Source organism: Phyllobacterium sp. 1468, assembly GCF_031455525.1.
GTDB lineage: Bacteria > Pseudomonadota > Alphaproteobacteria > Rhizobiales > Rhizobiaceae > Phyllobacterium.
The window spans coordinates 55,500-74,847 of sequence record NZ_JAVDSX010000011.1 but is presented as its reverse complement, the minus strand read 5'-3'; the positions used below and the strand labels follow the sequence as shown (position 1 = coordinate 74,847).

Here is a 19,348-nt window from a genome sequence, read left to right as displayed (position 1 = left end):
ATTCGGAAGGTGGGGCAGTGATTGTAGTCGTCGACGAACGAAGTCTGGTGACGAGTGGGTATTCGGCGTGGTTCGCCCGTGAGGGCATAACAACAACAGGTTTTACTCCGGACGATTTCGGCGATTGGGTCGCCACCGTTCAGAAAAACGACATTATGGCGGTCGAGGCATTTCTCATAGGAGAATGTGTCAATCGCAGCCAGTTTCCACAAAAAATTCGAGAGCGTTGTTCAGCGCCAGTCATCGCTGTCAATGAGACCCAGTCATTGGAACATACGCTGGAACTTTTTCAGGCGGGTGTCGACGATGTGGTTCGCAAGCCGATGCATGTGCGAGAGATATTGGCGCGAATCAATGCCATTCGCCGCCGCTATGGTACTGGGGATGCGGGAACCCAGGTGGGTCCGATTCGGGTATTTTCTGACGGCCGCGATCCGCAGGTCAATGGGTTTGATTTTTCCCTGCCGCGGCGAGAACGTCGAATACTTGAATATTTGATCGCCAATCGCGGGCGCCGGCTAAACAAGGCGCAGCTATTCAGCGCGATCTACGGCATTTTCGACAGCGATGTCGAGGAAAGCGTTGTCGAGAGTCACATTAGTAAGCTGCGCAAGAAGCTGCGTGAGCAACTTGGTTATGATCCGATCGATTCCAAGCGCTTTCTCGGCTACTGCATCAATCTGGACTAACTTGCCAGAGCAATTTTGACCGCCGCCGGCGGTCAAGTCGAAATTCAAGTATTCACCAGTGACACCATCTGAACGTCAGCTTCGCGCAAGTATTGCGCGCTAACGATTCTGAACTGAATCACGGTGCAAGGAGACGGAAATGAGCCTCTATGGAATGATGCGAACCGGTGTGTCGGGCATGAATGCTCAGGCCAACAGGCTGTCGACCGTGGCGGACAACATCGCCAACTCCAGCACGACCGGTTACAAGCGCGCCAGCACGCAGTTCGCATCGCTGGTGTTGCCAAGTTCTGGCGGGGCTTATAATTCCGGTGGTGTCGAAACGGTCATTCGCCACCATATTTCGGATGACGGCTCGCAACGCTTTACGACTTCGTCGACCGACCTTGCGCTGAAAGGCAATGGCTTCTTCATCGTCGGCAATGCCGATGATACGCCCTATCTGACGCGTGCCGGTTCATTCGTACCTGATGCGCAAGGCAATCTCGTAAATTCGGCCGGCTACTATCTGATGGGTTATCCCGTGGTCAATGGCAACGTCAATCCGGTTGCCAACGGCTTTCAGGGCCTCGAAAAGGTCAACATCGCTCAAAATGACCTGATCGCTGATCCAAGCAAGACCGGCATATTCACGGCCAATCTTCCGGCCGGCGCTTCGATTGTTGCCGCGGCTGACCGCCCTCCAACAAATACCACCGCGTCAGCTCAATATACGGCCAAGACATCCGTGCAGACATTTGACAATCTCGGTAACGTTGTCGTCGTCGATCTCTACTTCACCAAGACTGCAGACAATACCTGGGAGGTTGCCGCCTATAATCATGCCAATGCATCGGCCGCCGGTGGGTTTCCCTATACTCCTGCCGCTCCGTTGACGACGGAAAATTATACGTTTGATGCCGTCACCGGCAAGCTCACCTCTGCCGACAAGTCGATTTCGATCCCTGTACCAAACGGACAGGCGCTGGAGATCGACTTTTCCGCGACGAAACAGCTGGCAGGCGATTACACGCCTATTGAGGTAAAGATTGACGGCAACACCCCAAGCCCAATCGAAAATGTCAGCATCGCCGACGATGGTACCGTAACCGCCATCTACAAGAACGGTGCGAAGCGGGCGATTTACCAGATTGCGCTGGCCGATGTTCCAAGTCCCGACAACCTGCTTGTCATGACAGGCAATGTGTTCTCGCCAAGCGCAGAATCCGGCGACGTCCAACTCGGCTTTGCCGGTAGTGGCAGCTTTGGCACGTTGACATCCGGGGCACTGGAAGAATCGAATGCCGACATCGCGCAGGAACTGACGGAAATGATTGAATCTCAGAGAAGCTATACCGCAAATTCCAAGGTCTTTCAGACCGGCGCGGATTTGATGGACGTGCTGGTGAATCTGAAAAGATAGCTGAACTCCTAATGGCGAATGGACACAGGGCATGTCACTAACTTCGGCGCTCCTTACTGCTCAGAGTGCTCTCAATACCGTATCGAAACAGACAGCGCTGGTCTCCCGTAACATTGCGGGCGCCAACGATCCTGATTTTACGCGGCGGATTGGTTCCGTCGTCAGCGGGCCAAATGGATCGACCTATCTTTCCATGACCCGCTCCGCCGACTCCGCACTGCTGTCCAAGTTCATTGAAAGTAACAGCCAGTATAACGCTTCCAACACGCTGCAGGCCGGCCTTGACCGGCTTTCCGGAATTTATTCGGCCGATGATGCATCGGGATCACCAAGTTCGCTCCTTGGGGATTTGCGCGATTCATTGCAGCTCTACGCCTCGCAGCCCGGCAACACGTCAGTTGGGGAATCCGCGGTCACCAAGGCGACAGAACTCGCCAACGCCCTGAACAAGGGCACGGAAGAAACGCAGAAGCTGCGCCAGGATGCTGACAACGACATCGGCGATTCAGTAAAGAATCTGAACTCGCTGCTGGCGCAATTCGAGACCGTAAACAACAGGATCATCAACGGCACGCGTTCCGGCACAGACGTCTCGGATTATCTCGACCAGCGCGATGGCCTGCTGAAACAGATGTCGGGCGAGATCGGCATCACGACGCTGGTTCGCGGCGATAATGACATGGTGGTGTTTGCCGAATCCGGTGTGACTCTTTTCGAAGGTTCACCGCGCGCGGTCAGCTTCACACCGACCAGCGCATTCAGCGCGGGTACGGGCGGCAATGATATCTATGTCGATGGCGTGCCGCTATCGCATGGAACATTTCAGCAGCCCTATGGTACCGGCCGCCTCAGCGGTTTGTTGCAACTGCGCGATGACACGGCGCCGGCCTATCAAAACCAACTCGACGAGATAGCGCGCAGCCTCGTCAGCATGTTTGCGGAAAAGGACCAGAAGACACCAGCGACGCTACCGACGGTGCCCGGCCTCTTCACGTATTCAGGGGCGCCGACAATGCCGGCGGACGCGGCGATTCTTCCGGGCATTGCCGGCACAATCAAGGTTTCTGCCGCCTTCATTCTGACCGAAGGTGGCAATCCCGCACTTTTGCGAGATGGCGGGGCGGCCGGTGCAGATTACGTCCAGAATCCCGACGGCTCGGCAGGATTTTCAGCGCGGCTTCAGGGTTTTATCAGCTCTATCTCAGCGCCTCGCAACTACGATCCGGACGCGGCCACCGGTGATGGGAGAAGTCTTCTTGATTTTTCTGCGGCCACTATCAGTTCGCTTGAGACCAAGCGCAAATCGGTAACCCAGACCAACGAGTACAACACCGTTCTGGCATCCCGTGCCGAGGACGCAATTTCCAATACCAGTGGCGTGAATATCGACACGGAAATGGCGTCGATGCTCGATCTCGAACATTCCTATAAGGCATCGGCGCAGATCATCTCCGCTGTCGACGCCATGTTGAACGAACTCTTTCAGGCGGTGAGATAGATATGAAGACCCAGTCGGTTTCATCCTATATGCTATCCAACTCGACACGTAATATCATCGCCAAGGCGCAGGCAGAACTGGTCAAGGCGAATCAGGAAGCCACAACGGGCTTTGTTTTCGACACAGGGCTTACCCTTGGAAGCCGCACAGGCCAGTCGATTTCATTGCGCAAAGAGCACGATCGGCTGACGGTTTTGACCCAGACCAATGGGCTGATCTCCGAACGGATGACGGCCTCTCAAGATGCCTTGAGCAATGTCATCAAGGGATCGCAGGATTTTCTCGGCAATGTGACGGCGATGCGCGGGGCGAGCGAGGGCCGTTCGATTATCGTCGACAAAGCGAAGGGTCTTTTGCAGACTGCCACCGACCTGATCAACACCAGCTACAATGGTGAGTATATTTTCGCGGGTGAGAACACTGACGTTAAGCCGCTTGGTGATTACGGCTCCGCAGGAGATCCAGCGAAGGCCGCCGTTCTGCAGTCGTTTCAGGATTACTTCGGCTTTCCGACCACTGACCCCCAGGTAGCAAATATCAGCGCGGCAGATATGAAAACCTACCTGGACACGTCGCTTGCGGCCGAATTCGATTCCGCTTCGTGGTCGGCCAATTGGTCTTCGGCGTCGGATACGCTCGTCAAGAGCCGGATTGCGCCAACTGAGCTGGCGGAGACGTCGATTAGCGCCAACAATGCGGGATTCCGCCAGCTCGCAATGAGCTATACAATGATGGCGGAACTCGGTGATATCGGTCTCAACCAGGCAGCATTTGACACGGTGATCGACAAGGTCGCGGAGACCACCAACCAGAATTCCACTTTGCTGGCGGGTGCTCAGTCCTTCCTGGGCAATGCCCAAGCCCGGACAAAGGACGCGACCGACCGGCTGACAGTACAGATCAAGGTTCTCAATAGCTCGGTTCTCGATCTGGAAGCGGTAGACCCATATGAGGCCGCCAACCGGGTAGAGGCCTTGAGGACTCAGATTGATGCTTCCTACGCCTTGACCGTGAAGATCCAGAGCCTGAGCCTGCTCAATTACTTGAAGTAACACAACGAACGCGATAGCCGCGTTTGTTAAAAGCCGGAAAAGCACATGTACCAGGCCCGATACGACGACATCATGAACGATGGTGCTGACGAAGCCAAGGAACGGGAACGCTCCTTGTTTGATCAGTCGATCGTGATGCTGGAAGCGGCTCGCGATGAAATCGGCTATTCATATAAAGGTGTTGAGGCCGTGTATTTTACGTCGCGTCTGTGGATGATCGTGATCGAAGACGTTGCTAGTCCCGCCAATGGATTGCCCCAGCAATTGCGCGCGTCACTGATTTCGATCGGTCTGTTCATTTTGAAGGAACTGGAAAAAATTAGGCAGGAGACCTCGCGAGACTACGACAGCATCATTGATATCACCAAAACCATTCGCGATGGGCTTTAATCATGAAACTCTCGTTGCGTGCCGGTGAAAAAGTCTACGTGAATGGGGCTGTCTTGCGCGTTGACCGCAAGGTTTCCATCGAATTCATGAATGATGTCAGCTTTCTTCTCGAAAGCCACGTCATTCAGGCCGATCAGACGACGACGCCTCTACGACAGCTCTATTTCGCCGCACAGATCATGCTGATCAATCCTGCAATGAAGGAGGAGGCCAACCGCACTTTCAAACGTATGTTGGCGTCGCTGCTCGCAACGTTTGAAAACCAGCAGATGTTGAAAGAATTGAAGCTGATAGATGAGATGATGTGCAACGAACGTGTGTTCGACGCTCTGAAATCGATCCGACTACTCTACGCGCTGGAAGCGCAGATTCTTTTTGGTTCAGCCGACCCGACTATTTCCTCTCAAACACAACAGGCCGTCAGGCCGGAGGCAAACGCATGACCACGATCCCTCCCGTAGGTACACAGAGCGATACGACAGATACGTCTAAGGCTACCGGACCTGGCGTCGACTATCAGGCCTTCTTGAAACTTCTGGTTGCAGAAATGAAAAACCAGGATCCGACCGAGCCGATGGATGCGACGCAGCAAATCTCGCAGCTCGCACAGTTTTCAAGCGTTGAACAAGCGGTTCAGACGAACACCAAGCTGGACCAGTTGCTTGCGAGTTCGTCTTTGTCACAGGCCGATGGTATCATCGGCCGGACCGTCACAAGCGCTGACGGTACCGTCAAGGGCGTTGTTGAGTCCGTGCGCATCTACAGCGACGGCATGATTGCAACACTCGTGGGTGGCGCCCAGCTTCCAATCACCGCCGGCATCGTCATTTCGGCCGGCAATGAATGAGGCAGACGCACTCGATATCGTTAATCAGGCTATCTGGACGGTAATCGTTGCCTCTGGCCCGGCAGTCGGAGCTGCGATGTTGGCTGGGGTCTGCATTGCACTGTTTCAGGCACTGACGCAAATACAGGAAATCACACTCACGTTCGTCCCCAAGATCCTTGTGATCCTGGCGGTTCTTGCATTGACCGCTCCGTTTGTTGGCTCACAGATCAACACGCTGACGCTCTTGACCTATTCTCGGATCGAGAAGGGTTTCTAACGCGTTTGCCGCCGGCACTCACGTTGGCTTCGCACAAGCTTCGGTATCTATTGTCCCGGTGACAACAGGAGAATGCCGTGCAGCAAGCCGCAGTAAAACGATTAGGCGACAAGGGCTATCTGACGGGCAGCGATGTTGGCCTTGCTCTCGGCATCGTCATCATCCTGACGGTTCTTTTCCTGCCCGTTTCTCCAATCATTCTTGATATTGGTCTCGCATTCTCCATTGCCCTTTCAGTGCTCATCCTGATGGTGTCGCTGTGGATCCAGCGCCCTCTCGATTTCTCAGCCTTTCCCACGGTGCTTCTGATTGCGACAATGATGCGCCTGTCGCTTAATATTGCGACGACGCGTGTCATCCTGACCCATGGCGATGAAGGGTATGCCGCAGCTGGCCAGGTCATCCATGGCTTTTCGCAGTTTGTCATGGGCGGTGATTTCGTCATCGGTTTGGTGGTCTTCGCCATTCTTATTATCGTCAATTTTCTCGTCATTACGAAGGGCGCCACGCGTATCGCCGAAGTTGGTGCACGCTTCACGCTCGACGCCATTCCCGGCAAGCAGATGGCCATTGATGCGGACCTTTCGTCCGGCCTGATCGACGAGAAGGAAGCGCAGCACCGGCGGCGCGAGCTCGAAGAAGAAAGCGCCTTCTTTGGATCGATGGACGGGGCCTCAAAATTCGTGCGTGGTGATGCCATTGCCGGACTCATCATTACCGCCGTCAACATCTTTGGTGGTATTATCATCGGTGTGACGCGGCATGGCATGGAAGTCGGCGAAGCTGCGGATGTCTTTACAAAGCTCTCTGTCGGCGATGGTCTCGTCACCCAAATCCCGGCACTGATCGTATCTCTGGCAGCCGGTCTTCTTGTCTCTAAAGGCGGGACGCGCGGTTCAACCGACAAGGCCGTCTTTGGTCAGCTTGGTGCTTATCCCAAAGCGCTCTTCGTCGCTGCCGTGTTACTATTCGTGCTCGGCATCTTGCCTGGGCTGCCTGCATTTCCGTTTTTCGTGCTTGCGGCTGGACTTGTCGCGATTGGCGTTGCTGTCCCGCGCAACATCGCCCGGGTGGCCGCTGCCGCGCAAGCCGAAATCGCGCTGAGGCAGCAACATGCGGAACAGGAAGACCGGGATTCTGTCAGGGCCTCGCTTGAAACCGCGCAGATAGAGCTCTGTCTTGGCAAGCAAATTTCGGCAAGACTGCTCGCGTCGCAGCTTGAACTTGCGCATCGCGTCAACAAGATGCGCAAGAAATTTGCGGTTGAGTACGGTTTTGTAGTCCCGGAAATCAAAGTCACGGACGATTTTCTCCTGCCTCCCAAGACCTACCGGATCAAAATCCACGGGACAGTTGTGGCTTCGCATGAGCTGCGGGTCGGTGAAATCCTGGTTATTCCGGGTGACCGGCCACCCCCGCATGTACCGGGCGAAGAGGTGAGGGAACCAGCCTTCGGCATGAAGGCATACTCCGTTCCGGAAATCTTCGCGGCGGACCTCAAGCGCGACAACTACATGACGGTCGATAATCTCTCCGTATTGCTGACGCATCTCAGCGAGATAGTCCGCAACAATCTGGCGCAGCTGCTTTCCTACAAGGACATGCGTGCACTGTTGGACCGTCTTGGACCCGAATACCGCAAGTTGCTTGACGATATTTGCCCTGCGCATCTTTCCTATTCTGGCCTGCAGGCGGTTCTCAAGCTGCTGCTGACGGAACGGGTATCGATCCGCAATTTGAATCTCATCCTCGAAGCAATAGCGGAGGTGGCACCGCATATCCGCCGCTCGGAAATGATCGTGGAACATGTGCGGATGCGAATGGCCCAGCAGATCTGCGGCGACCTTGCCGACAATGGCGTTCTTTCGGTTTTACGTCTCGGCAACCGTTGGGATTTGGTTTTCCACCAGAGCCTCAAACGTGATGCCAAGGGCGAGATTACGGAATTCGATATAGATCCGCGTCTGCTGGAGCAGTTCGGCAATGAGGCTAGTGTCGCGATCCGCAAACACCTAGACGGGGGAGAGCGCTTCGTTCTCGTCGCTTCGCCTGAAGCGCGGCCTTACATTAGAATGATCATCGAGCGCCTGTTCGCGACACTATCGGTCCTGTCGCATGTCGAGATCGCGCGGGGCGTAGAGGTGCGTTCCCTCGGCACCATTTCGTGAGGCTCCCAGCGTGCCGCCACTGAGCGATAGCATCATTGCGGCACTGCTTGTTTTTGCCCGCGTAGGAGCCTGCCTGATGATCATGCCGGGCATCTCCAGTCCACGCATTCCCATGCAAATACGCCTTTTCCTGGCGCTCGCCTGCTCTCTTATGGTCGTGCCGCTGGTACTGCCGCAGGTCACTCCGGCGGCAAAGGCAGCACCGTTGATGCTGATGAGAATAATTGTAATCGAGGCGATCGTTGGCGCGTTCATCGGAATTTTGTCGCGCCTCTATTTTTGGGCACTGCAATTTATGGCCAATGCCATGGCCATGGCTACTGGATACTCGGGCGCACCGGAGCGCGCCATTGAATCGGAAGAACCGCAGGCAGCCATCGCAAGTCTGGTCACGCTCTCCGCGCTGTGTCTGTTCTTCGTCTCAGACCTGCATCTGGAGGTGTTGCGTGCGCTGCTTTCATCCTATTCGACAATTCCGGTGGATGGGATCTTCCAGCCCGCAACGGCGATGGTCAATCTGACCGACACACTGTCCAAGGCGTTCATGAGCACCATACGCATCGCGGCGCCTTTCATCGTCTTTGCCGTCGTGGTCAATATTGCGGTGGGCCTGATTAACAAGCTGACGCCCTCGATTCCTGTTTATTTCATTTCATTGCCCTTCGTCCTCGCGGGCGGGCTGATGCTGCTCTATTTCAGCATGTCCGACCTTCTGCGTTTTTTCAGCAATGAGGCAGGAATGTATCTGAGGAACTTTTGAGCGATGGCAACGAATGACGCAACCCGGGCATCCTATCTCGGATTGATCAGACTGCAAAAGCTCGCCAAAGCGCGCCATGAGTTGGAGCTGTCGCGCATCAATGCAAAGCAAGCTGCGATCCAGGAAGAGAATGACGCTCTCTTTAGGATGCAGGAGGATCGTTTTGCCGTGGATACATCAGCGTTTGTTCCTGTGCATATTATTATGAAGCGCCTAGAAGCCAACAAATCACTTCAGGCTCAGTTGTCGCAACAGATGGTCGAAGCCAAACGGAATCTGCTTAAAACGTCGCGAACGCTCGACACGCTGGATGACCGGCTTCGCGATTTAGCGAAGGAGAAATCGCGAGCAGAAGTTGCGGACGAAACGGACGAATATATGGGACATCTGCTTGCCAGACGCTTGGTCTAAAGACGCAAGGCTCAAGCCTCCCGTAAGTTTGGAAGGGTAGGGTGCATGCAATGAAACAGCATGGGACGGGAATCGATGGCCATTAATCCACCTTCCGATCTGGTATTGGATGTTGCCATGGCAGCCGATCCGGACACGTTGCGAACCTCCCTGGAGAAGTTGCGTAGCATGGCTTCCGACCGCGTCGCGGCGCAGATGCAGTTCTCACGTGAGAACTTTGCCTCCATGCAGCAACCGGCTTCGACAAGCGGCTCTAATGCCGGTAGCGTAACCCATGCACCGAGCGCGGCATTCAAAAAGTTCGAAGCTTTTATGCTGCAATCCTTTGTCGAATCCATGTTCACCGGAGACAATCAGGCAGTCTTCGGCGAAGGAATTGCCGGGGACTACTGGAAATCGATGATGGCCGAAGCTGTCGCCAACAAGATGGCCGATGCCGGCGGCATAGGTGTCGCCCGTATGTTAGAGCAGCAGAGCGCCAAAAAGGCGAAGTCTGAAGCCCCGGCGCAAGCTGGGGGAGCAGCTTCGGGGATGTCCATAGATCAGCAACATTTTCAAAAGCAGGATTCAAATGTCATTTTGTACCAGATCCAACGCCAGCTCATTCATAAGCAATTAAAATCAACGGAAAGCGTTGACAACTCAAGGCAGAGTTAGAGCGCGACTATCAGGCCGATGAGATTGGAGAGATAGATATGGAAATCGAAATAGAATTAATGGCTGATGATCAGAACCGCAGCGATGTGCCCGAACCGGCGCTGGAGCCCGTGCTTTTCGCCATTCGCCGTTTGGAAGATGTCGTGGAGCGCGAGACACGGCTGCTTCTCGAAGGTCAGTTGGTAGATCTTGCAAATATCAACGCCAATAAGAGCCGCGGGTTGCGTGATTTCAACAAGGCGATGGGCAAGGCCGTGAAGACCGTCGATACCCGCGCGCTAAAGACACTCCAGCCGGTTCTCGATAGCCTGCGTCAAAAGCTTGATCGAAATTGCGATGCTATCAAATTGCACTTGCGTGCAGTAACAGAGCTTGCGGGAATTATCCGCGATGTACTTGAGACACAGGAAGCCGACGGAACGTACACTGCGAGCCAGGTCAGAAATGGGCTCGGTGCATGATCCGAATTGTGCTGATCGGTCTGTGGATCTGCGTCGTTGCACTGGGATCCCTGTATTTTGCCGTCCGGCAGAATTCGGCGACAGCAGCCGTTGCACCCAACGCTCAAGAAGCACTGGATGATGGCAAGACCGAAGTCTTCAGTGTCCCGATCATCGTGGACAACGCGGTTCAGGGTTATGTAGTGTCTCAGCTGGCATATACACTGGATCACACCGTGAACGCGTCCTTCAAGATTCCGGTATCATATTTTATCAATGACGAGATTTTCAGCCAGTTTTACGGGCATTACTCGGACGTTAAGAACGTCCAGGAAGTCAAGTTCGATGATGTCAAGAAATCGATCATCGACGGGATCAATGCGCGATTTCCGCAGCCATTGGTGAAGGACCTGCTCGTTGAGCAATTCAACTACATAACTGCCAAGGAAATCCGCGACCAGAACACCAGAGGTTTGGAGCGTCAACAAGCACCTCAAAGTGAATAATACTTGCCGGCTAGCGCGCGCAGAATTGTGTCCGTCAAAGGCGTAACGTCCGGATCCTCGACGAACCGCACGCCAAGTTCCATGTCCTGGCGCCAGACGACTTCGGTAATCAATGCGCCGCTATATTGATCATCGAACAGCCAGAAGCGAGTTGGGACGGTTAATTGGCCGACAACCCTGATCTTGGCGCCGCCACCAGCAATATTATGAAAATGACATTCGGTCAGGAACTGTCCATCGAGCGCGACGAGCTTGCCGGACCGCAATCGTGTTCGCTTGCGCTCCTCGACGCGCTTCTCTGCTTTGCTGTTCGTTTGGTAAAATGGCATGTACGTTCGCTGGCCCGGATTGAAGCCGGTAGGAAGGCGCACGGGCGACTTTCATACCGGCGGTTTTATTCGTAGGCTTGTAGGGGCAAACAATTGCAAATCCGTTATGCTTAGATCGGATACACCCCTTGCGAAGATTTTCTTGCCCGGATCAATGGTGCTTGCGTCGCGGACGTTTTCAAGAGTAGGTACAGCTGAATATTGACAGCCCCTCAGGTGACAGACTTGCCAACCGCCGCCAGGCTCCGGATTGCCTCCTACATTTTGTCGTTCATTGCGCTCGTCGCTGTGCTTGAACTAGGCCTGCTCTCGGCTCTCCTCTCAGGACTGCTCGTCTACAACCTCGTCCATTATTCAGCTCCATTCCTCGGTCGATTAGGCATTTCCGGGCATCTGGCAAAAACCATAGCGTTGGCAATGCTGGCACTGATCTTCATCCTCGTGATTGTTGCCGCCGTCATGAGCAGTATGGCACTGCTCACCGACGGTTCCGACGAAGGTATAGTTTCCCTTTTCCAAAAGATGGCGGAAATCATCGATACAGCGCAGTTACATCTGCCGAATTGGGCCCGCGATTATTTCCCGTCAAATCTGGAGGAACTGGAAACGCTGGCTGCCAAGTGGCTGCGGGAACATGCAGGCCAGCTTCAGCTTGTCGGCAGGGAACTTGGCGTTCTCCTGGTTCGAATCATTGTCGGAATGGTGATCGGCGGAATGATCGCACTCAGTTCTTCCGTTGCGGCATCACCCGAACCGGGCCCACTCGCGATTGCGCTTCGGGAACGTATCGAGCTATTAAGCGCGGCATTTCGCAACATCGTGTTCTCGCAGCTTCGAATCTCGGCATTAAACACAGTTTTCACAGCCATCTATCTTGTTGTAATCTTACCGTTTTTTGGTGTTCACCTACCGCTGGTCAAGACCATGATTGCCGTCACGTTCATTGCCGGTCTACTTCCTGTTATCGGCAATCTGATTTCCAACACGGTGATTGTGGTAGTGGCGCTCAGTGTTTCCTTTGTTGCCGCAGTGGGTTCGCTCGCTTTTCTGGTCATCATCCACAAGCTCGAATATTTCCTTAATGCCAGGATCATCGGATCGAGGATAAAATCGCGGGCATGGGAATTGCTACTCGCAATGATCGTGCTGGAAGCCTGGTTCGGCATCGCTGGCCTCATCGCCGCCCCGATTTACTATGCCTATCTCAAGGACGAACTTAAGAAACAGAGCCTGATCTAAGCCGCAAACTCGCGGTCGCGTGATATAATTTCCCGATGGCAGGGAATAAATCCGCCGCAGGTCCGTATACGCCCTATGGAGAGTCCGAAACCCCGTTTTGATGTTGTTGGCCAGCTTGGATCGCTGCGCCGCTATGCACGTTCGCTAACCCGGAACGAGACCGACGCGGAAGACCTTGTGCACGATACGCTGGTGCGCGCTTACGAGCGGCGCAGTCATTTTCGCGACGGCGGAAACCTGAAGGGTTGGCTTTTGTCGATCCTGCATAACGGTTTTATCGACAGCAAGCGCTCGAGCCAGTCGGAAGCGCGCCGCAGGGATGCTTTGGCGGTCAATGCCGAAACCGTCCTCCAGCCACCGCAGGAGCATTCCATGCGGCTAATGGAGGTCAGGGATGCCTTTTTTTCGCTGCCCGAAGAGCAGCGAGCAGCTCTGCATTTGGTAGCGATCGAAGGTCTCTCCTACGAAGAAGCTGCAGCAACTTTGGGAATACCGATTGGCACGCTGATGTCCAGAATTGGCCGCGCGCGTGCGACGCTGCGTTCTCTCGAGGCTGAGCAACCCGGCAAAGCCGCACATCTGAAAATCGTTGGAGGCCGCGATGAATGACGCGATCGATCCTGTCGTCGAAGCCGATCTTGATGCCTATGTCGACGACCAGCTGGATGCGGGCCGACGCATCGAGATCGCCCGTTATCTCTCCCATCACCCCGAGCAGGCGGCCCGCGTCATGTCGGACCTGCAGGCGAGGGACGAATTGCGGCTGGCGCTAACCGGCATGCACAGCAAGGGATCGCCGGAGACGAGCGATGCGGCGCGTCGCCTTGAACGTGGCCTTGTGCGAAACCGGCTGTTTGGCAATCTGCAACGTGTTGCGGCGGTCGCCGTTCTTGTCGGTTTCGGGTGGCTGGCACATGCCGGCTTTGGGCCGTTGACCATCTCGCAGGTGGTCGCCTCGACACCGCCGCCCGTTTATGTTTCAGATGCGGTGATGGCCCACAAGACGTCCTTGGTCAGGGCGGGGATGAAGTCGCAGTCCGAGGTGAATGGCTACGATCCTGCGGAAATTCGTGCGGCCACCGCCATCACCATGCCACAACTTTTGGACCGTTGGATCGTCAATGACGTCCAGCTTTTCCCATCGGCCTTCGGACCAAGTGTCGAGATGGAAATCACATCAGCGGACATGGGACGGCTCTCGCTTTTCGCGGTTCGCCCCGGCAATTTCGATGTCGTCAAGCCAAAAGCAGTGCGTGTGGGCGATAGCTCAGCGGCTTATTTCCAGATTGGCGATGTTGCCTATGCGCTTGTTTCGAATGCAAGTCCGACCGAACTCGAAACCGCTGCGTCGCAGCTGGTAACGACCCTTTACTGATTAACAAAGAGGATCCACAATCATGAATACACCACTTCGCTATGAAATGGGTACAGCGCGCGGACAGTCGGCTGCATTGTTCGATGAGGGACTGCGCCAGCATATGCTGCGCATCTACAATTATATGGGGTTGGGCCTTGTTCTGACAGGCGTTGTTGCCTTCGTCGTCGCCTCGACACCGGCACTTTATGTTCCCATCTTTTCGACCCCCCTGAAATGGGTCGTCATGCTGGCGCCCCTTGCTTTCGTGATGTTTTTCTCGTTCAAAATGCAAACCATGTCGGCAGCATCAGCGCAGGCCATGTTCTGGGCATTCTGCGGGGTCATGGGGCTTTCGCTGGCATCGATCTTCCTGGTCTTTACCGGAACCAGCATCGCCCGCACATTCTTCATCGCGGCCACGATGTTCGGCGCTACCAGCCTTTATGGTTATACGACGAAGCGTGATCTCTCCCAGTTCAGCTCGTTCCTGATCATGGGACTTATCGGTGTGGTCGTGGCAAGTCTCGTCAACATTTTCCTTGGCTCGTCAATGCTGCAGTTCGTTGTCTCCGTCGCCGGCGTTCTGGTGTTCATCGGTTTGACGGCTTGGGACACGCAATCGATCAAGGAACAGTATGCCGAAAGTTACGATTCGGAATCGCAGCAGAAGCTGGCCGTATTCGGGGCCTTCTCGCTCTACCTCAACTTCATTAACCTCTTCCAGCTGCTGCTCAGCCTGACTGGCCAGCGGGAAGAATAAAGCAACCTAATAGCAATCGAGGCTATGCAGGCGCCCTAAAGGCGTCTGCATAGTGCGATGCAGCCCCACAGCGCGGGGGTCTTTGGCGTTCGTTCTACACAAGGTAACGATTGTTCAGTGAATTTCGTTCATATAGATAACCTGGTGACACAGGAACCAGCCGAGAGATTCGCGCTATATGAATGAGCATGTCGATCATCACGCCGATATCGAAACCTTTGATCTCGCGCCGATCTCGTTATGGCTAGAAGATTTCAGTGGCGTCAAGCATCTGTTCGAGACGTGGAGGCAATTGGGTGTCACCGACATCAGAGCCTATCTGCGCGAGGACGAGAGCCGGATTAGAGAATGCTCAAGTCTGATCCGCGTTCTCAAGGTTAACAAGAAGACCCTCGCTCTATTTGAAGCAAGTGATTTCAACCATCTGACCGGCAATCTCGACTCTATCTTTCGCGACGACATGCTTCAGTCGCACATACAGGAGCTGTCAGCTCTGTGGGATGGCGATACCGAGTTCTCGAGTGACACGGTGAACTACACGCTGACGGGTCGCCGGCTGGATATCCAGCTTCGAGGTGCAGTTTTACCAGGATATGAAGATTCGTGGACACGGGTATTGCTTTCCATCGAAGACGTAACCGAGCGCGAAGATGCGCGGCGGCAACAGATCGAGAGCAAGCGCTACGCGGAAGGTCTGTTCGAATATTCCCCTGTGTCTCTTTGGGTGGAAGATTTCAGCCGCATTAAGCGTTTGCTTGATGAAGTGCGGGGGCAGGGCATTTCCGATTTTCGTGTGTTTACCGATGTCCATCCTGAATTCGTTGGACAATGTGCGAGCGAGATCCGTGTCATCGATGTCAACAACGAGACACTGAGGCTGTTTCTGGCACCCGACAAACTGACATTGCTGCGCAGGCTTCCTGATATTTTCAGGGACGGGATGGATGTGCATTTCAGGGAACAGCTTATCGAACTCTGGAATGGCAACCTCTTCCATCAGCGTGAGACTGTGAATTACGCCCTCGATGGTACCGAACGCCATGTGCTACTGCAATTTTCGGTTCTTCCAGGCCACGAACAGGATTGGTCGTTGGTTCAAATATCCTTGACCGACATTACGGCACGCAAGAAAGCCGAAGCTTATCTAGAATATCTCGGCAAGCATGATGTGCTCACCAAGCTCTACAACCGCGCCTTCTACGTGGATGAGTTGAATAGGTTGGAACGTCGTGAATTCCATCCTGTATCGATCATCATCCTCGACCTGAACGGATTGAAGGTGATCAATGACCAGTGGGGGCATGGCGTTGGCGATGGTCTGTTACGACGGGTTGGTGAAGTGCTGGGTGGAGCCGTCAAGCCTCCGTGCTACGCTGCTCGTATTGGTGGCGATGAATTCGCCGTTCTGCTCCCGGCCGTCGATGAGCTTGGTGCCATAAGCATGATCGACGAAATTCGCAGCCTTATCGAAATAAACAACCAGTATTATTCCAATATACCCCTAAACATATCGATCGGCTGGGCCACGAGTAATGTCGGAGAGAAGATGGAAGCTGTGGCCAAGCGCGCTGATCTGCTGATGTACGAGGATAAGCGTTCGCATTATTCGTCAGAGAACGAGCGTCGCAACCTCGACTAGTTACGACCACCCGTGTTTCAACTAGGCCGTTTGGGGGATTTTAAACAAATCCGCGCGATCCCGGGGTTGGGATCGCCAATATTGTTCGGGAGCAACCACCTGTGCTCCGAGTTCCGCTGCGGCATGCCAAGGCCAGCGGGGATCATAGAGGATTGCGCGTGCAAGTGCGATCGCATCGGCGTCACCGTTGGCAATAATTTCTTCCGCCTGTTTCGCCTCGGTGATTAAGCCGACAGCAATGACGGGCATTTTCACCTCGGCGCTGACGCGCCGCGCGAATGGGACCTGATAGTTGGGTTCAACCGGCATTTTCTGCAAGGCCGAAAGGCCGCCGCTGCTGACGTGGATGGCGGCACAACCGCGCGCCTCCAACTCCTTGGCAAAGATCACGGTACTCTCGACCTCCCATCCTCCTTCGACCCAGTCAGAAGCGGAAACGCGTATCCAGACAGGCTTGTTGGCCGGAAATGCTGCCCGTACTGCCTCGAACACTTCGAGAGGGAAGCGCATTCGGTTTTCCAGACTTCGACCATATTTATCTTCGCGCTTGTTTGAGAGCGGTGACAGGAACTCGTGCAGCAGATATCCATGAGCTGCATGAATTTCGATACCGTCGATACCAATCCTATCAGCGCGTATCGCCGCATTGACGAATGCATCCCGTATGCGATCAAGGCCGGCGCCATCCAGTGCCGTTGGCACATCGTATGCATCCAGATATGGCACCGGCGAAGGGGCTACGGTTTTCCAGCCGGTCGGCTCATTCGGCGCAATTTGTTTTCCGCCTTCCCATGGCACGCGGCTCGATGCCTTTCGCCCGGCGTGGGCCAGCTGCACTGCGATGGGTATCGGCGAATAGTCGCGGATCGCGGCGACAACACGGCCGAGTGCTGCTTCATTGTTGTCGGAGTAAAGTCCGAGATCGCGGGGAGAGATGCGGCCTTCAGGCGTTACTGCAGTAGCTTCCGTGACCAGCAAGCCGGCGCCAGACAGGGCAAGGTGGCCGAGATGCATCATGTGCCAGTCAGACGCCGAGCCATCTTCGGCGGAATACTGGCACATCGGAGCGATTATGATCCTGTTTGGGAGTTCGAGCGAATCCAATCGCAGCGGTTGAAACAACTGGCTCATCTATATGACCTCAACTTTTCGAGCAGCTGCGTCGCGAATGGGAGTTTCGCCGCAGCAGGTTCCTTTTGAATTTGACATTCAACAAATGGAGGCTGCCTGCTGGAAGTCAAGTGGCGGGTTCGTAATGACCAGAAGCGGCTGGTGCTTGGCAGTGACATCTGCACCACTGAGAAGCCCTGACAGACAGCCTTCACCTGTCGAAGCGTTGAAGCAATCCGCTTTCTCTCCAATTTCCGAGCCGGTATCAGAAAATGCAGGAAGGCAGCCGCTGGTTTCACACTGACAATCCCCACTTGACATTTGCTATTACATCGATAAATCCAGATATATGAAAAAAGAAGAAACGATCGAAGCTTTCGCAGCTCTTTCCCAACGAACCCATAAAGATGCGACCGCTAAAGGAAAACCAGGGGCTTCATGCGTGACCTGTCGGATTTGGCGGGCGGCTTGGCGTCCGGACCGAAGTTCGGGAGTGTCGTCGGTTGTATAGATCGCCAACCGCAGCAAAAATTGGTACGAGCGCGACGCCGACTTGCAGAACTTCCAGAAAATCGAAAGGACTGTCTAATGGCCGTGACCATCTATCATAATCCCTCTTGCGGCACGTCACGCAACACACTGGCGCTCATTCGCAACGCGGGCATCGAGCCGATTATCATCGAATATCTCAAGTCGCCCCCTACGCGCCAGGAACTCAAAGATTTGATCCGTAGAGCGGGGTTGACTGTCCGCGAAGCCATTCGCGAAAAGGGTACGCCCTTCACCGAACTTGGTCTTGATGACATGTCGTTGACCGACGAGCAGTTGCTTGACGCAATGGAGGCACATCCGATCCTGATCAATCGCCCATTTGTGGCAACTGAGAAGGGCGTACGATTGAGCCGTCCATCGGAGCTAGTATTGGATATTCTGCCGGAGCCGCAAAAAGGAGCGTTTGCCAAAGAGGATGGCCAGGCGGTCATTGATGCGGAAGGAAAACGCGTTGTCTGATCTGCCGAACGCTCTGGGAGAGGCACTGCACAAGGTCGATGCGTCCAAGTTGGCCGCACCAAAATCCTCGCATGCGCCCAGAATACTCTTGCTCTGCGGTTCATTGCGCGCGATCTCCTATAGCCGGTTTCTGACACAGGAGGCGGCGCGGCTACTGCAACATTTCGGTGCCGAGACCCGGATTTACGATCCAGCCGGATTGCCGCTTCCGGATGACGCTCCAATTGATCACCCGAAGGTGCAGGAGCTGCGGGAGCTTTCATTGTGGTCAGAAGGTCAGGTCTGGACAAGTCCGGAGCGGCATGGGGCGATGACAGGCGTGATGAAATCGCAGATCGATTGGATACCTCTTGCGATGGGTTCGATCCGGCCAACGCAGGGGCGTACGCTCGCAGTCATGCAGGTCTCGGGTGGCTCGCAATCATTCAACGCCGTCAACCAGATGCGTATACTCGGGCGCTGGATGCGTATGATTACAATACCCAACCAGTCATCCGTGGCAAAAGCCTATCAGGAATTCGACGAACAGGGTCGCATGAGGCCATCGGCCTACTACGACCGGGTCGTCGATGTCATGGAAGAGCTGGTCAAGTTCACGCTTCTGACCCGCGACGTGTCGGGCTATTTGACTGACCGGTACAGCGAACGCAAGGAAAGTGCGGCGGAGCTAGAGCAACGAGTGAATTTAACGTCAGCGGTCTGAGCATACTGTCCTGTAGCACCGGACTGCGGCACGCCTGGCGCATCCTATCCGAATTGCCTAACCCAAATTCCTGAATCGCGCATCGTCTAGAACTGTAATAAAATTTTCCTATGGCAAATTT

The 19,348-nt window shown here is 54.6% G+C and carries 23 protein-coding genes; 21 read left to right on the top strand and 2 right to left on the bottom strand.

Translation table 11 applies throughout. From position 1 onward, the window contains the following. The first annotated feature begins 17 nt into the window (after nucleotides 1–17). The 14 genes from ftcR to J2X72_RS22395 all read left to right on the top strand — a co-directional run bounded on the left by ftcR (nucleotide 18) and on the right by J2X72_RS22395 (nucleotide 11,079). Nucleotides 18–689 carry a flagellar transcriptional regulator FtcR gene (ftcR, locus tag J2X72_RS22460; protein WP_210004933.1) on the top strand — a complete coding sequence of 224 codons (672 nt, stop codon included), beginning with the start codon at nucleotides 18–20 and terminating at the stop codon, nucleotides 687–689. A gap of 139 nt (nucleotides 690–828) precedes the next feature. Continuing rightward, nucleotides 829–2,091, top strand: a complete 1,263-nt coding sequence (locus J2X72_RS22455; RefSeq protein ID WP_210004940.1) for a flagellar hook protein FlgE — start codon at nucleotides 829–831, stop codon at nucleotides 2,089–2,091. A 31-nt stretch (nucleotides 2,092–2,122) separates the two neighbouring features. Beyond that, nucleotides 2,123–3,589: a flagellar hook-associated protein FlgK gene (gene flgK / locus J2X72_RS22450; RefSeq protein WP_310075625.1), complete on the top strand. Its 1,467-nt coding sequence runs from the start codon at nucleotides 2,123–2,125 to the stop codon at nucleotides 3,587–3,589. Between the two features lie 2 nt (nucleotides 3,590–3,591). Further along, nucleotides 3,592–4,641, top strand: a complete 1,050-nt coding sequence (locus tag J2X72_RS22445; protein ID WP_310075624.1) for a flagellar hook-associated family protein — start codon at nucleotides 3,592–3,594, stop codon at nucleotides 4,639–4,641. Between the two features lie 45 nt (nucleotides 4,642–4,686). Next, the gene (flaF, locus tag J2X72_RS22440) at nucleotides 4,687–5,031 is read left to right on the top strand and encodes a flagellar biosynthesis regulator FlaF (protein ID WP_210004945.1); all 345 of its coding nucleotides are present in this window, start codon (nucleotides 4,687–4,689) and stop codon (nucleotides 5,029–5,031) included. Between the two features lie 2 nt (nucleotides 5,032–5,033). Then, nucleotides 5,034–5,474 (top strand): flagellar biosynthesis repressor FlbT, encoded by a 441-nt coding sequence (gene flbT, locus J2X72_RS22435; protein ID WP_210004946.1) that lies wholly within the window; start codon nucleotides 5,034–5,036, stop codon nucleotides 5,472–5,474. Then, on the top strand, nucleotides 5,471–5,878 hold the full coding sequence (flgD, locus tag J2X72_RS22430) for a flagellar hook assembly protein FlgD (protein ID WP_310075620.1): 408 nt from the start codon (nucleotides 5,471–5,473) through the stop codon (nucleotides 5,876–5,878). The genes flbT and flgD overlap by 4 nt, the downstream gene beginning before the upstream one ends. After that, on the top strand, nucleotides 5,871–6,137 hold the full coding sequence (locus J2X72_RS22425) for a flagellar biosynthetic protein FliQ (RefSeq protein WP_106718371.1): 267 nt from the start codon (nucleotides 5,871–5,873) through the stop codon (nucleotides 6,135–6,137). The genes flgD and J2X72_RS22425 overlap by 8 nt, the downstream gene beginning before the upstream one ends. 77 nt (nucleotides 6,138–6,214) lie before the next feature. Continuing rightward, on the top strand, nucleotides 6,215–8,305 hold the full coding sequence (gene flhA, locus J2X72_RS22420) for a flagellar biosynthesis protein FlhA (RefSeq protein WP_310075617.1): 2,091 nt from the start codon (nucleotides 6,215–6,217) through the stop codon (nucleotides 8,303–8,305). A 10-nt stretch (nucleotides 8,306–8,315) separates the two neighbouring features. Further along, a complete protein-coding gene (gene fliR / locus J2X72_RS22415) occupies nucleotides 8,316–9,065 on the top strand; it encodes a flagellar biosynthetic protein FliR (protein ID WP_310075615.1) in 750 nt (249 codons plus the stop codon). A gap of 42 nt (nucleotides 9,066–9,107) precedes the next feature. Next, nucleotides 9,108–9,476, top strand: coding sequence for a hypothetical protein (locus J2X72_RS22410; RefSeq protein ID WP_210004951.1), 369 nt, complete (start codon nucleotides 9,108–9,110; stop codon nucleotides 9,474–9,476). A 75-nt stretch (nucleotides 9,477–9,551) separates the two neighbouring features. Further along, nucleotides 9,552–10,133, top strand: coding sequence for a rod-binding protein (locus J2X72_RS22405; RefSeq protein WP_210004954.1), 582 nt, complete (start codon nucleotides 9,552–9,554; stop codon nucleotides 10,131–10,133). A gap of 38 nt (nucleotides 10,134–10,171) precedes the next feature. Beyond that, nucleotides 10,172–10,594: a flagellar protein FlgN gene (locus J2X72_RS22400; RefSeq protein ID WP_310075612.1), complete on the top strand. Its 423-nt coding sequence runs from the start codon at nucleotides 10,172–10,174 to the stop codon at nucleotides 10,592–10,594. Next, nucleotides 10,591–11,079, top strand: a complete 489-nt coding sequence (locus J2X72_RS22395) for a hypothetical protein (protein WP_210004956.1) — start codon at nucleotides 10,591–10,593, stop codon at nucleotides 11,077–11,079. Before J2X72_RS22400 ends, J2X72_RS22395 begins: the two co-directional genes overlap by 4 nt. Here J2X72_RS22395 and J2X72_RS22390 read toward each other — a convergent pair. Beyond that, nucleotides 11,067–11,408 (bottom strand): PilZ domain-containing protein, encoded by a 342-nt coding sequence (locus J2X72_RS22390; RefSeq protein WP_210005076.1) that lies wholly within the window; start codon nucleotides 11,406–11,408, stop codon nucleotides 11,067–11,069. The genes J2X72_RS22395 and J2X72_RS22390 overlap by 13 nt on opposite strands. A gap of 216 nt (nucleotides 11,409–11,624) precedes the next feature. Here J2X72_RS22390 and J2X72_RS22385 point away from each other — a divergent pair, with 216 nt between their 5' ends. The 5 genes from J2X72_RS22385 to J2X72_RS22365 all read left to right on the top strand — a co-directional run bounded on the left by J2X72_RS22385 (nucleotide 11,625) and on the right by J2X72_RS22365 (nucleotide 16,403). Then, nucleotides 11,625–12,647, top strand: coding sequence for an AI-2E family transporter (locus J2X72_RS22385; RefSeq protein WP_310075610.1), 1,023 nt, complete (start codon nucleotides 11,625–11,627; stop codon nucleotides 12,645–12,647). A 75-nt stretch (nucleotides 12,648–12,722) separates the two neighbouring features. Further along, a complete protein-coding gene (locus J2X72_RS22380) occupies nucleotides 12,723–13,256 on the top strand; it encodes a sigma-70 family RNA polymerase sigma factor (protein WP_310075608.1) in 534 nt (177 codons plus the stop codon). Continuing rightward, nucleotides 13,249–14,022, top strand: a complete 774-nt coding sequence (locus J2X72_RS22375) for an anti-sigma factor (protein WP_210004960.1) — start codon at nucleotides 13,249–13,251, stop codon at nucleotides 14,020–14,022. The genes J2X72_RS22380 and J2X72_RS22375 overlap by 8 nt, the downstream gene beginning before the upstream one ends. Nucleotides 14,023–14,044: 22 nt before the next feature. Further along, on the top strand, nucleotides 14,045–14,764 hold the full coding sequence (locus tag J2X72_RS22370) for a Bax inhibitor-1/YccA family protein (protein ID WP_210004962.1): 720 nt from the start codon (nucleotides 14,045–14,047) through the stop codon (nucleotides 14,762–14,764). A 178-nt stretch (nucleotides 14,765–14,942) separates the two neighbouring features. Beyond that, entirely contained in the window at nucleotides 14,943–16,403 is a 1,461-nt protein-coding gene (locus tag J2X72_RS22365) for a diguanylate cyclase domain-containing protein (protein WP_310075605.1), read from the top strand. 21 nt (nucleotides 16,404–16,424) lie between these two features. On the opposite strand, the gene J2X72_RS22360 is transcribed toward J2X72_RS22365, so the two are convergent. Beyond that, nucleotides 16,425–17,534, bottom strand: a complete 1,110-nt coding sequence (locus tag J2X72_RS22360; protein ID WP_310075603.1) for an NADH:flavin oxidoreductase/NADH oxidase — start codon at nucleotides 17,532–17,534, stop codon at nucleotides 16,425–16,427. A 567-nt stretch (nucleotides 17,535–18,101) separates the two neighbouring features. On the opposite strand from J2X72_RS22360, the gene arsC reads away from it, so the two are divergent. Next, on the top strand, nucleotides 18,102–18,524 hold the full coding sequence (gene arsC / locus J2X72_RS22355; protein WP_310075601.1) for an arsenate reductase (glutaredoxin): 423 nt from the start codon (nucleotides 18,102–18,104) through the stop codon (nucleotides 18,522–18,524). Further along, nucleotides 18,499–19,227 (top strand): arsenical resistance protein ArsH, encoded by a 729-nt coding sequence (gene arsH / locus J2X72_RS22350; protein WP_310075598.1) that lies wholly within the window; start codon nucleotides 18,499–18,501, stop codon nucleotides 19,225–19,227. The genes arsC and arsH overlap by 26 nt, the downstream gene beginning before the upstream one ends. The last annotated feature ends 121 nt before the right edge of the window (nucleotides 19,228–19,348 follow it).

Excerpts from the sequence above, each read along its gene's own strand:
- J2X72_RS22455 (WP_210004940.1), top strand. The coding sequence starts at position 829 with ATGAGCCTCTATGGAATGATGCGAACCGGTGTGTCGGGCATGAATGCT.
- flgK (WP_310075625.1), top strand. The coding sequence starts at position 2,123 with ATGTCACTAACTTCGGCGCTCCTTACTGCTCAGAGTGCTCTCAATACC.
- J2X72_RS22445 (WP_310075624.1), top strand. The coding sequence starts at position 3,592 with ATGAAGACCCAGTCGGTTTCATCCTATATGCTATCCAACTCGACACGT.
- flaF (WP_210004945.1), top strand. The coding sequence starts at position 4,687 with ATGTACCAGGCCCGATACGACGACATCATGAACGATGGTGCTGACGAA.
- flbT (WP_210004946.1), top strand. The coding sequence starts at position 5,034 with ATGAAACTCTCGTTGCGTGCCGGTGAAAAAGTCTACGTGAATGGGGCT.
- flgD (WP_310075620.1), top strand. The coding sequence starts at position 5,471 with ATGACCACGATCCCTCCCGTAGGTACACAGAGCGATACGACAGATACG.
- J2X72_RS22425 (WP_106718371.1), top strand. The coding sequence starts at position 5,871 with ATGAATGAGGCAGACGCACTCGATATCGTTAATCAGGCTATCTGGACG.
- J2X72_RS22405 (WP_210004954.1), top strand. The coding sequence starts at position 9,552 with ATGGCCATTAATCCACCTTCCGATCTGGTATTGGATGTTGCCATGGCA.
- J2X72_RS22400 (WP_310075612.1), top strand. The coding sequence starts at position 10,172 with ATGGAAATCGAAATAGAATTAATGGCTGATGATCAGAACCGCAGCGAT.
- J2X72_RS22395 (WP_210004956.1), top strand. The coding sequence starts at position 10,591 with ATGATCCGAATTGTGCTGATCGGTCTGTGGATCTGCGTCGTTGCACTG.
- J2X72_RS22390 (WP_210005076.1), bottom strand. The coding sequence starts at position 11,408 with ATGCCATTTTACCAAACGAACAGCAAAGCAGAGAAGCGCGTCGAGGAG.
- J2X72_RS22380 (WP_310075608.1), top strand. The coding sequence starts at position 12,723 with ATGGAGAGTCCGAAACCCCGTTTTGATGTTGTTGGCCAGCTTGGATCG.
- J2X72_RS22375 (WP_210004960.1), top strand. The coding sequence starts at position 13,249 with ATGAATGACGCGATCGATCCTGTCGTCGAAGCCGATCTTGATGCCTAT.
- J2X72_RS22370 (WP_210004962.1), top strand. The coding sequence starts at position 14,045 with ATGAATACACCACTTCGCTATGAAATGGGTACAGCGCGCGGACAGTCG.
- J2X72_RS22365 (WP_310075605.1), top strand. The coding sequence starts at position 14,943 with ATGAATGAGCATGTCGATCATCACGCCGATATCGAAACCTTTGATCTC.
- J2X72_RS22360 (WP_310075603.1), bottom strand. The coding sequence starts at position 17,534 with ATGAGCCAGTTGTTTCAACCGCTGCGATTGGATTCGCTCGAACTCCCA.
- arsC (WP_310075601.1), top strand. The coding sequence starts at position 18,102 with ATGGCCGTGACCATCTATCATAATCCCTCTTGCGGCACGTCACGCAAC.
- arsH (WP_310075598.1), top strand. The coding sequence starts at position 18,499 with ATGCGGAAGGAAAACGCGTTGTCTGATCTGCCGAACGCTCTGGGAGAG.